This is a genomic window from Flavobacterium sp. FlaQc-57 (assembly GCF_044007395.1).
Taxonomy (GTDB): Bacteria; Bacteroidota; Bacteroidia; order Flavobacteriales; family Flavobacteriaceae; genus Flavobacterium.
The window spans coordinates 24,587-40,158 of sequence record NZ_JBIPDA010000002.1 but is presented as its reverse complement, the minus strand read 5'-3'; the positions used below and the strand labels follow the sequence as shown (position 1 = coordinate 40,158).

Annotated in this window: 11 protein-coding genes; 10 read left to right on the top strand and 1 reads right to left on the bottom strand. The window is 32.3% G+C overall.

Translation table 11 applies throughout. The annotated features are described in order from the left end of the window. Nucleotides 1–96 precede the first annotated feature (96 nt). The 10 genes from dtd to ACHRVZ_RS06110 all read left to right on the top strand — a co-directional run bounded on the left by dtd (nt 97) and on the right by ACHRVZ_RS06110 (nt 13,663). Entirely contained in the window at nt 97–549 is a 453-nt protein-coding gene (dtd, locus tag ACHRVZ_RS06155; protein ID WP_395421335.1) for a D-aminoacyl-tRNA deacylase, read from the top strand. Between the two features lie 64 nt (nt 550–613). Continuing rightward, a complete protein-coding gene (locus tag ACHRVZ_RS06150; RefSeq protein ID WP_395421334.1) occupies nt 614–2,521 on the top strand; it encodes a DUF3857 domain-containing protein in 1,908 nt (635 codons plus the stop codon). 5 nt (nt 2,522–2,526) lie between these two features. Beyond that, nucleotides 2,527–4,548 (top strand): transglutaminase domain-containing protein, encoded by a 2,022-nt coding sequence (locus tag ACHRVZ_RS06145; protein WP_395421332.1) that lies wholly within the window; start codon nt 2,527–2,529, stop codon nt 4,546–4,548. Nucleotide 4,549: 1 nt separating this feature from the next. After that, complete coding sequence (locus ACHRVZ_RS06140; RefSeq protein ID WP_395421331.1) at nt 4,550–6,469, top strand: transglutaminase domain-containing protein; 1,920 nt, start codon at nt 4,550–4,552, stop codon at nt 6,467–6,469. A gap of 2 nt (nt 6,470–6,471) precedes the next feature. After that, nucleotides 6,472–8,463 carry a DUF3857 domain-containing protein gene (locus ACHRVZ_RS06135; protein ID WP_395421330.1) on the top strand — a complete coding sequence of 664 codons (1,992 nt, stop codon included), beginning with the start codon at nt 6,472–6,474 and terminating at the stop codon, nt 8,461–8,463. A gap of 2 nt (nt 8,464–8,465) precedes the next feature. Beyond that, the gene (locus tag ACHRVZ_RS06130) at nt 8,466–8,792 is read left to right on the top strand and encodes a nucleotide pyrophosphohydrolase (RefSeq protein WP_012022600.1); all 327 of its coding nucleotides are present in this window, start codon (nt 8,466–8,468) and stop codon (nt 8,790–8,792) included. Nucleotides 8,793–8,925: 133 nt separating this feature from the next. Next, complete coding sequence (locus ACHRVZ_RS06125; protein WP_395421329.1) at nt 8,926–10,149, top strand: 3-phosphoshikimate 1-carboxyvinyltransferase; 1,224 nt, start codon at nt 8,926–8,928, stop codon at nt 10,147–10,149. A 317-nt stretch (nt 10,150–10,466) separates the two neighbouring features. After that, complete coding sequence (gene queA / locus ACHRVZ_RS06120) at nt 10,467–11,516, top strand: tRNA preQ1(34) S-adenosylmethionine ribosyltransferase-isomerase QueA (protein WP_395421327.1); 1,050 nt, start codon at nt 10,467–10,469, stop codon at nt 11,514–11,516. Nucleotides 11,517–11,680: 164 nt separating this feature from the next. Continuing rightward, a complete protein-coding gene (gene kynU / locus ACHRVZ_RS06115) occupies nt 11,681–12,958 on the top strand; it encodes a kynureninase (protein WP_395421326.1) in 1,278 nt (425 codons plus the stop codon). Nucleotides 12,959–13,216: 258 nt separating this feature from the next. Further along, complete coding sequence (locus ACHRVZ_RS06110) at nt 13,217–13,663, top strand: glycine zipper family protein (RefSeq protein WP_395421325.1); 447 nt, start codon at nt 13,217–13,219, stop codon at nt 13,661–13,663. Nucleotides 13,664–13,722: 59 nt separating this feature from the next. Here ACHRVZ_RS06110 and ACHRVZ_RS06105 read toward each other — a convergent pair whose 3' ends face one another. Next, nucleotides 13,723–15,534, bottom strand: a complete 1,812-nt coding sequence (locus ACHRVZ_RS06105; RefSeq protein ID WP_395421324.1) for a hypothetical protein — start codon at nt 15,532–15,534, stop codon at nt 13,723–13,725. Nucleotides 15,535–15,572: the final 38 nt, after the last annotated feature.

The window sequence follows — 15,572 nt, the reverse complement described above, 5'->3', positions numbered from 1 at the left end:
TCAATGTAGAGATGCACCGCAGTGCATCTAACGTTAGAATTTAAAAATCTTTTTAATTCGTGTAATCTGTGGCAAAAACCACATCATTCTATTATAATGAGAGTAGTAATCCAAAGAGTTTCCCAAGCATCAGTTACGGTTGATGAACAAAAAGTAGCTGATATTCAAAAAGGTTTACTGGTTTTAGTTGGTATTGAAGATGAAGATACTCAGGAAGACATCGATTGGCTGGTTGGAAAAATCATTAAAATGAGAATTTTTGGTGATGGAAATAACGTCATGAACTGCTCGGTTCAGGATATCGACGGCGATATAATTGTAGTAAGTCAATTTACACTTCACGCTTCTACTAAAAAAGGAAATCGTCCGTCCTATATTAAAGCTGCAAAACCAGAATTTGCAATTCCAATGTATGAGAATTTCGTAAAATCTTTAGAGAAAGAGTTTAATAAAAAAGTACAAACCGGAATTTTTGGCGCAGATATGAAAGTTAGTCTGTTAAATGATGGTCCTGTAACGATTTTAATTGACAGCAAAAACAAAGATTAAAAAATCATTAGACAAGTGTTAAAGATTTCTAAAAATAATATATATTTGACGAAATTACTTACTAATGAAAACACTTTGTTGTGCTCTGTTTTTTTTCTTATTTACCCTAATCTCTTCAGCTCAAAAAAGCCAATATCCTGTTGCAACGATTGCTGACAGTCTTAAAGAAAGTGTCGATGCTGTAGTGCGTCTGGATCAAATGGATATAATCATTTCTTCGCAGCGCAGTATGAATGTCAAGGTGCAAAGAGTTGTGACGGTTTTTAATGAGTCGGGAATAAGTGATATTGATGCCTATCAGGGTTATGATAAATCAACTTCGGTAAAAAGCATTGAAGCGATTGTCTATGATGCATTTGGCAATGAAATCAAGAAAATTAGACGTAAAGATTTTAAAGATCAAAGTGCTGTAAGCGGGAGTACCCTTTTCTCGGATAATCGTGTAATCTTTTTAGAATATACTCCAATTTCTTATCCTTTTACAGTTGTTTTTAATAGTGAGATTGAGAGTTCAAATACCGCCTTTTTACCACAATGGTATTTCTTAGGTGGCTACGCTGTAAGTGTAGAGAAATGTATGTTAAATGTTACGTACCCAAATAATCTGGGATTTAAAAAGAAAGAGTTTCAATTCTCGGGTTATAATATCAAGAAAACTTTAGATACTGACACACAACTAAGTTATGTTGCGGCAAATATTTTAGGACAGAAATCAGAAGATTTAAGTCCGGCCGGTAGTGATTTATTTCCTAGAGTTATGATGGGTTTAGAAAGTTTTCATTTAGAAGGTGTTGATGGGACAGCAAAAACATGGGAAGCATTTGGTAAATGGTACAGCGAGAAAATTCTAACGGGAACAACGGATTTGTCAGAAGAAACTAAAGCTAAGATCAAAACATTGGTTGGCGATGAAAAAGACCCAATTAAGAAAGCCAAAATCATTTATGATTATGTTCAAAAAAAATCCAGATATGTAAATATTGCTATTGGTATTGGCGGATGGAAACCTATGCTGGCGGCTGATGTAGACCGTTTGGGATATGGAGATTGTAAAGCATTATCAAATTATACAAAAGCACTTTTGCAGGTGGTAGATGTTCCGTCGTATAATACGATTTTATATGGCGATCGCTATAAATCGAATATACAGTCTGACTTTGTTTCGATGCAGGGAAATCATATGATATTGGCAATTCCAAATGGAGATAACTATACTTGGCTAGAATGTACAAGCCAAGACGATCCTTTTGGATATCAAGGAACTTTTACAGATGATAGAGATGTTCTGGTTGTGAGACCAGAAGGAGGTGTAATTGTTCGAACTAATATTTATGCAGATAATGGGAATTCTCAAAACGAAAAAGGATTTTATACAATAGATGAAAATGGAAATTTTTCAGGATCAATATCTATTCATTCAGAAGGTTCTCAATACAGTTCTAAATCCCGAATTGAACATTTACAGCCTACAGAAAAAGAAGCGCACTACAAAAATTATTGGAGCAATATCAATAATTTGAAATTAGGAAAAATCACTTTTACCAATAATAAAGAAAATATCAGTTTTATTGAAGATATTCAGGTTAGCGCGACAAATTTCGCAACAATTTCTGCCAACAAAATGATTTTTGCAGTTGATGCTTTTAATCAGGGTTCCGGTAATGTAAAAAGAATCAGAAATAGAAAAAATCCATTTCAAATTCAACGCGGTTATTTAGATACCGATGAAATCGAAATTAATTTACCAGCAGGTTTTACAATTGAATTCTTGCCTTCAAAATTCGAATTGAAAGGAAAATATGGAGAATACAAGACTGAAATTATTAAAAAAGAAAACAATAAACTAACCTATAAACGCTCGATGTTTTTGAATAAAGGGAAATATTCAAATAAAGAATATGATGAATATCGCCTTTTTATGGAACAAGTGTCAAGAAACGATAATGCCAAAATTATATTAACCAAGAACTAACCAACATGAAATTTATTAAACTTTTTAGTCTTTCAATTCTGTTGTTATTTATCTCAAAAGTAAAGGCACAAGAATTTAAATTAGGAAAAGTATCCATTGCCGAATTAGAGCAAAAAGTGCATCCTAAAGATTCATCGGCAGTAGCTGCGATATTGTATAAAAGAGGAAGATCAAGAATTGAATATGATCAAAGTGACGGTTTTATTACCATAACTGATGTTGAAGCCCGAATTAAGATTTATAAAAAAGATGGATACAATTGGGCCAATCAAAGTGTTTGGTATTACAGTCAGGATAATTTTAGAGAAAAAGTAAGTTTTGCAGATGCTGTTACTTATAATTTAGTAGATGGTAAAATTGAAAAAACTAAATTAAAAAGCGATGGTGCTTTTGATGAAAAAGTAAATAAATTCAGAGCTCAAAAAAAGATAGCAATGCCTAATATTAAAGAAGGATCAGTTATCGAATTTAGTTATCAGGTTAGAAGTCCTAGTGATAGAATGATTAGAGAGTGGGATTTTCAAACCAGTATTCCTGTAAATTATTCAGAACTTAAAACCTGTATACCTGAATATTATGTTTTTAATTCGAGACAAAAAGGATATGTTTTTCCTAAGGTTACGATAGAGAGAACTCCCAAATCGATCTCGTTTACTGTGAAAGAAAGATCTGGAGGTGTTGGGTTGTCTGCAACCAGAACGGAAGTTTCTAAAGAAAAAATTGATTATATGGAAACCCAAACAACTTATGTAGCTGTAGATTTTCCAGCTATGAAAGATGAATCATATGTAAATAACATCGATAATTATACATCAAGCATTCAGCATGAACTATCGATGATTAAGTATCCAAATGAAGTTTTAAAACCATATTCGACAGATTGGAATTCAGTAGTGAAAACAATTTATGAATATGATGATTTTGGGCCTGAATTAAATAAAACTGGATATTTTGAAGACGATGTAAAGAAACTATTAGAAGGGAAAAATACACCTGACGAAAAAATTGTGGCTATTTTTAATCACGTGAAAACAAATGTAAAATGGAATGATTATACTGGATACAGTTGTGATAATGGCGTTAAAAAAGCATACAAAGAAAAAGCAGGAAATATAGCCGACATCAATTTGATGTTAACTGCAATGTTACGTTATGCTGGATTAACAGCCAATCCGGTTTTAGTAAGTACTCGTTCTAACGGAATTGCAATTTTCCCAAACAGAACGGCTTTTAATTATGTAATTGCTGCTGTAGAAACTCCAAATGGAAATGTTTTATTAGATGCATCTGACAAATTTTCAACTCCAAACGTTTTGCCTTTTAGAGCATTAAACTGGTTAGGAAGATTGATTCGAAAAGACGGGACTTCAGAAGAAGTTGATTTAATGCCGAAAAAGAACTCAAATGATATTGTTTTCATGAATTACACTGTCGACAGTGAAGGAAAAATGACAGGTAAAACCAGAAGACAGAGTACTGATTATAACGCTATGATAACAAGAGATAATATTGATGGTGTGAAAGAAGATGAGTATTTAGAAAAACTTGAAAACAAACAGAATAAAATAGAAATTAGCGAGTATTCAAGAACAAATGAAAAAGATTTATTATTGCCAATAGTAGAGACCTATTCTTTTACAGGAAATAATTTATGTGAAGTAATTGGAGGTAAAATTTATGTTAGTCCAATGTTGTTTTTTGGAGGCGAAAAAAATCCTTTCAAACAGGAAATTAGAGAATATCCGGTAGATTTTGGATTTCCATTTACAGATAAATACAATATCACTCTTAAAATTCCTGAAGGATATACTCCAGAAGTATTGCCTTTGCCTGTTGTTGTTAATATGGAGGATAATTTGGGTAGTTTTAAATTCAATATTCTTGCCAACGGAGATTTATTACAAATAAGTATTCAGCATCAAATAAACGAAGCAATAGTTTCTACTGAAAAATATGAAATGCTTAAAGAATACTATAAAACCATGATTGCAAAAGAATCTGAAAAAATAGTTTTAAAAAGAATATAATATGAAGTTACAGAGTTTAGCAATATTTATTTTGTTTTTTGGATTTTCAAAAGGCAATGCCCAAATTTTTGAACTTGGAAAAGTAACTATTGCTGAACTTCAAGAAAAAGTACATCCAAAAGACTCTGGTGCGGTGGCTGCAGTTTTGTTTAATAAAGGCCAAGTCAATATTGGACGAAACGGATACTCTCAAAGCAGCGTTAAAAAGAGAATCAAAATTTATAAAAAAGAAGGATACAAATGGGCAACTGTTCAGGTCGGGTTTTCTGCGAGTAACTTTAGAAATTTAAGTATAACTGATGTTTACACCTATAACCTGGTAGACGGAAAAATTGTAAAATCTAAACTAAAGTCTGATGGAGAGTTTATTGATAAAATCAACACGGAGTACTGGGTTAAAAAAATCACGTTTCCAGACATAAAAGAAGGTTCTGTAATAGAATATGAAATTAAAAATAATGATGGTTCATTATCTATTCGGGATTGGGATTTTCAGGAAACCATTCCTGTAAATTATTCAGAATTCAAGACAATAATTCCGGAATCATTTACATTTAAAAGAAATGTAAAAGGTTTTTTTACGCCTAAAATAAATACTCAAATTGCCGAGACATATGGTTATTTGGCGAATGAAACAACATATATTCTTAAGGATTTGCCTGCAATGAAAGAAGAAAGTTATGTCAATAACACTAGTAATTATTGTTCAGGTATTGTACACGAATTAGAAAAGATATCAATACCGGGACAATTTTATAAATCGATCTCTTCAAGTTGGGGTGTTGTTGCGAAAACAATTTATGAGTTTGAAAGTTTTGGATCTGAACTAAATAAAACCGGTTATTTTGAAGACGATTTACAGTTACTGCTTAAAGGTAAAGTAAGTCCTGCTGATAAAATAACGGCGATTCTGGACTATGTCAAATCAAATGTGAAATGGAATGATCATTTGGGATATAGTTGCGAAAAAGGAGTTCGTAAAGCTTATAAAGAAAAAATTGGTAATTGCGCCGATATCAATTTGATGCTTACTGCTATGTTGCGTTATGCGGGACTCGATGCTAATCCTGTTTTAATAAGTACAAGATCTAATGGAATCGCTTTTTTTCCTACTGTAAGCGCGTTCAATTGTGTAATTGCAGGAATTGAAACTTCAAACGGAAAAATTTTGATAGATGCAACTGATAAATTTGCAACTCCAAACGTTTTGCCATTACGGGATTTGAACTGGATGGGAAGATTAATTCGTAAAGACGGAACATCTGAAGAAATTGATTTAATGCCAACAAAAATATCAGATCATATAATAAGTATGAGTTACGATGTAAACGAAAAAGGCGAAATAAACGGAAAGGTCAAAAGACAATATTCAGACTATAATGCATTGAATTTTAGAAATGCAATTCAAGATGAAAAAGAAGATCGTTACTTAGAGAAATTCGAAAATGAAAATAAAAAAATAGAGTTAAGTGAGTATAAACGTATAAACGAGAAAGAACTTTTGTTACCTGTTTCTGAATCATTTTCATTTAAAGGATCAGATCTTTCAGAAGTAATTGACGAAAAAATCTATCTCAATCCAATGTTGTTTTTCTTAAACGAAAAAAATCCCTTTAAGCAGGAAAAACGTGAATATCCGGTAGATTTTGGATTTCCTTTTTTAGAGAAATACTTTATAAATATTAAAATTCCGGATAATTTTACGGTCGAAAGTTTACCACCATCAACTGCTGTTGTTATGGAAAATGATTTAGGAGTATTTCGATTTAATGCTGCTGTTACCGAAAACAGAATACAATTGTCGATAGTGCATCAAATAAATGAAGTTATTGTTCCGATAAGCAAATACGAAAGCTTAAAAGAATACTACAAAATAATGATTGCTAAAGAATCTGAAAAAATAGTTTTAAAGAGAATCTAAACATGACATTACGTTCGATAATTCTTTCCTTTTTCTTGATCTATTGTTCTGCTAAAATGAATGCTCAAAGTTTTGAATTAGGTAAAGTAACAGTAGCTGAGTTGAAAGAAAAAGAAAACCCAAAAGACACCACCGCACCCGCTACAATCTTGTTTAAAAAAGCAAAAACTATTTTTACTTACAATAAAGACAGAGGGTTCTCTGCGAATCATGTTTATGAGTTTAAAATTAAAATTTATAAAAAAGAAGGACTAAAATGGGCCGATCAAAAAGTGCGTTTTTACATTGGTTATGAAACTTTAAATCAAGATCTTCTCGAATTCTCAAATGCAGTTACCTACAATTTAGAAAACGGATCGATCGTAAAAACAAAACTGGATAATCAAGGATCGTTCAAGAAAAAAGTAAATAAATTTTGGAACGAGAAAACAATAACGCTTCCCAATGTAAAAGTGGGTTCTATTATAGAATACAAGTATGTTCTGAAATCTGAAAATATTGTGAAACTCCCTGATTTTGATTTTCAGTATGATATTCCGGTCCGTTACTTTGAGTATAAAACAGATATTCCGGAGTTTTATATTTATAAAACACTTCTTATTGGAACTCATAAAATAGAAACAGAATCAAAGATAACCAACGGAAACCAGAGTTTTAATGATGAGTACAATAGATCATCATCCATTTCGTATAAACAAATTAGTGCATTCTATAGTGGTAAAGATATTCCAGCTTTAACAAAAGAACCTTACGTAGATAATATCGATAATTACAGAGGTTCCATTCAGCATGAATTAGAGCGAGTAAGATACCCTGATCAACCCGTAAAAGATTATGCGTTGACTTGGGAAGGCGTAGCAACAAATATTTTCAAAAATGAAAGTTTTGGTAAAGAACTAAAAGAGAAAGTTTTTTTGTTTGATGATGTTAAGCGATTATTGACCAATGTTGAATCTCAAAATGAAAGGCTAAATATCATTTTTAAATTCGTTCAAAACAAAATGAATTGGAATGAAATTAATGATTACAACACTGACAAAGGGGTAAAAAAAGCTTACTTGGATCAAACAGGAAATGTAGCCGATATTAATTTTATTTTAATCAATATGTTGAAGGTCGCCGGAATCGATGTGAATCCGGTTTTGGTTAGTACAGTTGAAAATGGGGTGCCGGTTTACCCGACAAGAATAGGTTTTAATTATGTAATTGCCGCTGCTGAAATTGATGGAAAACAAATTTTGTTAGATGCAAGTCGTAAGTATACATATCCTGGGATTTTGCCCTTAAATGTTTTAAACTGGAAAGGCAGAATGATTAAAGACGACGGAACTTCAAAAGAAATAAATTTGGTGCCTACGACAACCTCCAAAGAATTTTCAAATTTGATGGTTAAAGTTGATAACCTTGGAAAAATCGAAGGTAAAATTAGAATTCAGCGAACAGATTATGACGCATATGATTTTAGAATTCAAAATGCAGATAAGAATCAGGAAAACTATCTCGAAAAATTAGAAGAACGATTGGGAGATTTGAAAGTGTCTAATTACACAATCGAAAACAAAAATAATAATCTGCAAGATCCGGTTATAGAAACGTTTAATTTTAGTGCAGATAATAGGGCAGACGTTATTGGAGGAAAAATTTATTTGAATCCGTTGTTGTTTTTTACAAGATCTAAAAATCCTTTTAGTCAGGAAAATAGGCAAATGCCAGTTTGTTTTGGATATCCTTCTCTGGAAAAAATCAATTTAAATATAGAAATTCCAGAAGGTTATGAAGTAGAATCGTTACCAACTCCTATTCGAATTTCATTAGAGGATAAAGACGGTATTTATCTTTTGAATGTTGTTAAAGATGGAAACAAAATTCAAATAAGTAGTTCAAAAGAAATTAACAATAGTATTTTTGCAGCTGACTCATATGGAGCATTAAAAGATTTTTATCAGAAGATGTTGCTGAGTCAGAATGAGAAAATTGTTCTTAAAAAAATATAATTATGGATTTGAAAAATGCACAACTTGACGTCGATACCTGGATAAAAGAGCACGGTGTTCGTTATTTTAATGAATTAACCAATATGGCACAACTTACCGAAGAAGTTGGAGAAGTTGCCAGAATTATTGCACGCAGATACGGAGAGCAATCAGAGAAAGAAAGCGATAAAAATAAAGATTTAGGCGAAGAATTGGCCGATGTTGTTTTTGTAGTGTTATGTCTTGCGAACCAAACGGGAATAGATTTACAAGCCGCTTTTGATAAAAAAATGGATTTAAAGTCAGTGAGAGATAAAGACCGTCATAAAAACAACGATAAATTGAAATAATTGTGAAATATCACTCATAAGTTTTGAATTATGAGTTTTGAATTTTGAATTATGAATGTGGAGTGGTAAATTGCGTGGCGAATTACGTTTCTAATCATTCATAATTCATAATTTACAATTTACAATTAAAAAAATGAATTTACTACTTCACACAACCCAACATAATTTACAAGGACAAATTGCAGTAACAGGATCTAAAAGCGAAACCAATCGTTTGTTGTTACTTAAAGCTTTGTTTCCAAATATCACACTTTCTAATACTTCTAACTCAGACGATAGCGAAGTAATGCAAAAAGCCTTAATTGGTAATGACGAAATTGTAGATATTCATCATGCAGGAACAGCAATGCGTTTTTTAACTGCTTATTTTGCCGTAAATGAAGGTCGCGAAGTAGTGATGACAGGTTCAAGCAGAATGCAAGAACGTCCGATAAAAATTTTAGTGGAAGCTTTAGGGCAATTGGGAGTAGAGATCTCTTATGAAAAAGAAGAAGGATATCCACCAATTAGAATTAAAGGAAAAAAAGTTACAGCTTCAAAAGTAACATTAGCTGCTAATGTAAGCAGTCAATATATATCGGCACTTTTATTAGTAGCTTCAAAATTAGAAAACGGTTTAGAATTAACTTTAGAAGGAGAAATTACTTCAATTCCGTATATCAAAATGACTTTAGCATTACTAAATGACTTAGACATTCAAACCAGTTTTGAAGGAAACGTAATTAAAGTTTTTCCAAAAGAATCAGTAGCTTCAAAAGAGATGGTTGTTGAGTCTGATTGGAGTTCTGCATCCTACTTTTTTAGTTTAGTAGCTTTGGCAGATACAGCTTCAATAACTTTAAGCAGTTATAAAGAAAATAGTTTGCAAGGAGATTCAGAGTTAGTTTCGCTTTATGAGAAACTAGGTGTAAAAACTACGTTTCAGGACAATAAAATGACTTTGGTAAAACAAGAGAATTTTAAATTTGAAACTGTAAATTTTGAACTAAACAATACGCCGGATATTGCACAAACAATTGTAGTTACTTGTTTAGGTTTAGGAATTGGATGTCATTTAACAGGTCTTCACACTTTAAAAATTAAAGAAACAGACAGACTTGAAGCACTTAGAATAGAATTGACAAAATTAGGAGCAAACATTTCAGTTACAAACGATAGTTTGACTTTAATAGCTTCTGAAAACATCAATCATAATATTAAAATTGCCACTTACAATGATCACCGTATGGCGATGGCTTTTGCACCATTAGCATTAAAAGTGCCAATCATTATCGAAAATGCTGAGGTAGTTTCTAAATCATACCCGGATTTCTGGAATGATTTAAAAGAATTAAATTTTGAAGTTTCAGAATTGTAAAATTTTAGAATCATATATAAGTTCATTTAAATAAAATGAGCGTAATTTGAATAGCCCTTGGTTTAAACCAAGGGCTATTTTTGTTTGTTTTTCAATTTTAGTCAATGTGAAGAATCCAAATTAAATGAACATATCTAACTTATATGTTAAAAAAAGCTTTTTTAATGGTTGTCAAAACTCCACTAAATCAGCGACTTTTGAAAATAAACAGCAAAACACTTGACAACGCCTATCTCACAGTCGTATATTTGCACACGATTAAAAATCAGGTATCCAAATAATCCTGATTGAAAATCTATAACTCATAACTTTCTCAAATGAAATTATCACATTTTCAATTTAATTTACCGAAAGAACTTTTAGCGGAATTCCCAGCAGAAAATAGAGACGAATCTCGTTTAATGGTAATCGATCGTCAAAAACAAACTATAGAACATAAAATGTTTAAAGATGTTATCAATTATTTTGATGACGGAGACGTTTTAATTCTTAACAATACAAAAGTTTTTCCTGCGCGTTTGTACGGAAACAAAGAAAAAACAGGAGCAAGAATTGAAGTTTTCTTATTGAGAGAATTAAATTCAGAGCAACGTCTTTGGGACGTTTTAGTTGATCCGGCTAGAAAAATCCGTATTGGTAACAAACTTTATTTTGGTGATGACGATTCGTTAGTTGCTGAGGTAATTGACAATACAACTTCTCGTGGTAGAACATTACGTTTTTTATATGACGGTTCTTACGAAGAATTTAGAAATAAATTGACAGAACTTGGAGAAACTCCAATTCCTAAATATATTAGTAGAGAGGTAACTCCGGAAGATGCTGAAAGATACCAAACTATTTATGCAAAAGAAGAAGGAGCTGTTGCTGCACCAACTGCAGGTTTACACTTCTCAAAACACCTTTTGAAAAAATTAGAAATCAAAGGAGTAAACTTTGCTGAAGTAACACTTCACGTTGGTTTAGGAACTTTTAACCCGGTTGAGGTTGAAGATTTATCTAAACACAAAATGGATTCGGAAGAATTGATTATCAAACAAGAAGCTTGTGATATCGTTAATACTGCAAAAGCAAACAGAAAACGTATCTGTGCTGTTGGAACAACTTCTATGCGTGCTATAGAAAGTTCAGTTTCATCACAAAATACTTTAAACCCTTATGAAGGCTGGACAAATAAATTTATTTTCCCTCCTCATGATTTTAGTATTGCAAACTGTATGATTACAAATTTCCACACACCAAAATCAACATTATTAATGATGATTTCTGCTTTCTGTGGACATGATTTGATGAAAAGAGCATACGAAGAAGCAATCAAAGAAGAATACAAATTCTATTCTTACGGAGATGCAATGTTAATTATCTAATTAGATGTTTAAAATAAATATAAAACCTGTCAGTGATGACAGGTTTTTTTATGTTTAAAAAATTCTAAGTTTCAGGTTTCAAGTTTCAGGTTGGAAAACTTGAAACCTGAAACTTGAAACAAAAGAAACATTTTCCTTATTTTTACGACTCAAAACAAAACACAATGACTTTTCAAAATACACGCGAATTTGCACGAGAGCTTGATTCGCAAGACACATTAAAACATTATCAGGACCAGTTTATATTTCCGAAAGTAAATGATAAACGAGTTATTTATTTTACCGGAAATTCATTAGGACTTCAGCCAAAACGTACCAAAGCTTATATTGATGAAGTAATGAACGATTGGGCAAACTTAGCAGTAGAAGGTCATTTTTATGCTGAGAAACCTTGGTGGGATTATCAGGAAAGATTTGCAGAACCATTGAGTAAAATTGTTGGTGCACTTCCGTCAGAAGTTACAGTGATGAATACCTTGACCGTGAATCTTCATTTATTGATGGTTTCGTTTTATCAGCCAGAAGGCAAACGTTATAAAATTATCTGCGAAGAAAAAGCATTTCCTTCAGATCAATATATGTTTCAGAGCCAGGTTCATTTTCATGGATATAAAACAGAAGATGCAATTGTCGAAATTAAACGTCGTGAAGGCGAACACAATATTCGTTTAGAAGATGTTCTTGCAAAAATTGAAGAAGTAGGTGATGAACTGGCTTTGGTTTTAATTGGAGGTGTAAATTATTATACCGGGCAAGTTTTCGATATTAAAACAATCACAGCGGCAGGACAAAAAGCAGGAGCAAAAGTAGGTTGGGATTTAGCTCACGCGGCCGGAAATATTAAATTGCAATTGCACGATTGGAATGTAGATTTTGCTGCTTGGTGCAGTTATAAATATATGAATTCAGGACCAGGAAATGCTTCTGGTTGTTTCGTACACGAAAAACACCATAACGATTCAAGTTTACCTCGTTTTGCAGGCTGGTGGGGACATAATAAAGAACGCCGTTTTAAAATGGAACCAAACTTTGATCCGGTTCATGGAGCAGATGGATGGCAAATTAGTAATCTGCCAGTACTTTCGTTAGCACCATATTTAGCTTCTGTCGATATGTTTGCCGAAGTAGGAATGGATGCTTTAATAGCAAAAAGAGATAATATTACTTCTTATCTGGAATTCATTTTACATGAAATCGATAAAGAAGTTAAAGGAAATTTTGAGATTATTACACCTTCAAATCCAGAAGAAAGAGCATCTCAATTATCAGTTTTTCTTCACGGAGAAGGAAGAAGTCTATTTGACTATTTAATGAAAAATGGAGTAATTACAGATTGGCGCGAACCTAATGTAATTCGTTTAGCACCAGTTCCGTTATATTGTTCTTATGAAGATATGTACGACTTTGGACAAATACTGAAAAAAGGGATTTTAGGAAAGTAGAAGTTAATTAATCTCGCAAAATTGCAAAGTTATTAATCAAAGGCATTGTTTACGTGCTGTTCCTCGAAATGACATAAATTGAGAAAAAGCTTTGTGTCTTCGCGTCTTTGCGAGATTTTTACAAATAATCTTCTTTAAAGAGATAACTTCAAATAGATAACAATCTTCAAATTCTATAATCTTTCTGCTAAATCATGTAACTTTAGCAGAAACGATCTTCTTTACTTTGTAGTGTATAATTATTTAAAACTACAAACCATGAGAGCCTTATGTATTTTAATTGCAGCTTTGACAATGTTTTCTTGTCAAAATCAAGGGAAAGAAGATATCAATAAAGCAAAACAAGCTAGTATTGATTCGATGAAAGTTGAAATTAATAAACAAAAAGTTATTGATTCAATGAAGACGGAAATGGCAAAAATTAAAGAAGAACAAAAAGAAGAGCAAAAAGTCGAATCGCAAAAAGTTGTTGTGGTACATCAGCAAGCAAACGGAAATGCGACAACTACTACAACCACAGCCAAAAAGAAAGGATGGAGTTCTACTGCTAAAGGTGCTGTAATTGGTGCCGGTGTTGGTGCCGTAACAGGAGCCATTGTAAGTAAGAAAAAAGGACAGGGAGCAATTATTGGCGGACTTGCCGGTGCTGGTGTTGGAGCCGGAACAGGTGCAATTATTGATGGAAGTAAAAAGAAAAAAGAGTAGACCTTATAATGGCTAAATAAATAAATCCCCGATTTAGATCACTAAATCGGGGATTCTTTTTATGCCAATTCTAGAGTTGGGATTTTTATTGTAGCCAATTCCAGTTTGTAAAAATCGAATTGATATTTAATTTTTTCTTTATCATTCTTGAAATTGAAAGTTGATTCGAATAAATCTTGGTAATACTCAATTCCTTCCAAAAGATTAGCTTTAAAAGTATTCCATTTTTTTAGTTGAGCATTTGTAATTTCTCCTGAAACATTTTCGATTTCATTTCTAAAATAGTCCACATACATTTTTAGTTCTTTAACAAATAAGTTGGGTCTGCTATTAGTCCTTAAAATCGATTTATTTCCATAAATATGACCCAACATATCAGATAAAGAAACTTCTTGATCAAAATAGGCCATATTAGGCCCGGGACATATTACAACTCCCTGCGCTTGTCCTTTTATTTTAATATCATTTTCTAAATAAGAAGCATTGGCTAAACCAACACACAAACAGGATTTCTCCGTAATTGCGAATTTTGCTTTTTCAAAAGATTCCTTTGTGTGTGTGTCTTTTGCAGCTTCTAATTCGGCTAGTTTTAGATCCTGAAATTTTTTAGAAGCCGTACAAATTCCATGTGGATCGTATTCTTTACTTAACGCCAAAAATTTCTTTGGGCAAGAACTTCCAGCTTTGCTTTGGTCGATTCTTTTTTGTTTTAAAATTTCATTCGTTGTTCCTTTCAAAGTATTAAACGGAACACCTAAAGGAGAAATATGACTTAAATATAGATCTTTCTCTTTAGCATTAATCAATAAATTTCTAGTTTCCTGATCTACAGAAGTGGCTTCTGGAACTAATAAAAATGGAGAACCCCAACCGACAGAATCTACTTCGTAGTTTTCTAATAAAAATTCATGTTCCTCTGAAGTTCCAACGCCACCCTGAACGGTAATTTTTAATGGTAAAGGTTGTTCAGGCACCGGAATTTGTCTTTGCTGTAAAACTTTCGACATTAATTCGTGAGCCGATTGGATCAGTTGATCTTTCTTCTCTTTGAACTCTTCTAAAATTGGACCTAATAAAAGTCCGTCAGTTGCAAAAGCATGACCGCCACAATTAAGTCCGGATTCAATACGATATTCAGAAACCCAAAGCCCTTTTTTAGCTAAAAAATTTCCCTGAATCATTGCCGATCTAAAATCGCTAACTTTTAAAGTGATTTTCTTTTTAAGCTCATTGTTTAGATTGGGAAAAAAATCTGAAAAATTCTCAAAATAACTGTACAATCTCGGATTCATTCCTGCAGATAATACAACAGAAGATTCTAAATTACTATTAGCGAAACCTCTTAAAGCAGCATGAGCATCATTAAATTCAATAGGGAGTTGTTCGTTTTTATTGAAATTATCTTTGTCCAATTTGGTCATGATATTCACATCAATTAAACCTGGAGAAAGATGTGATTCGATATAACTTTGAATGTTTTCTTTGAATGAAAGCCCGTCTTCCAATAAATTTTGAAAACCTTTTTTAATATCAGAAGTATTAGGCAGCATTGCAATATAGTTTTCTACTGCAGTTTTGCTTTCGATTAATTCAGCTTTAAAATTTTCAAATTTCTCTTTAACAATCTTATCAACTAAATTTAGGTAAGATGTAATTCTTTCTGCTCTGTAATCCTGAAATTTCTGACTTATTTCTTCGTACGGAAGATTAAATTTAGTGCTGTAAAAATTACGCATCTTCTCAATCAAATCATCATCAGCGATAGAAACGACAGATGAAATACCGTATTGTGCCACGCGTATTGGGCTGTCAATCGTATATGCAAGTCCCATCACAGGAATGTGAAAAGTGTGTAAAGGCTTTTTTGTCATTTGTTTTCAAATTAAAATAAAAACAAATGTTGGAAATT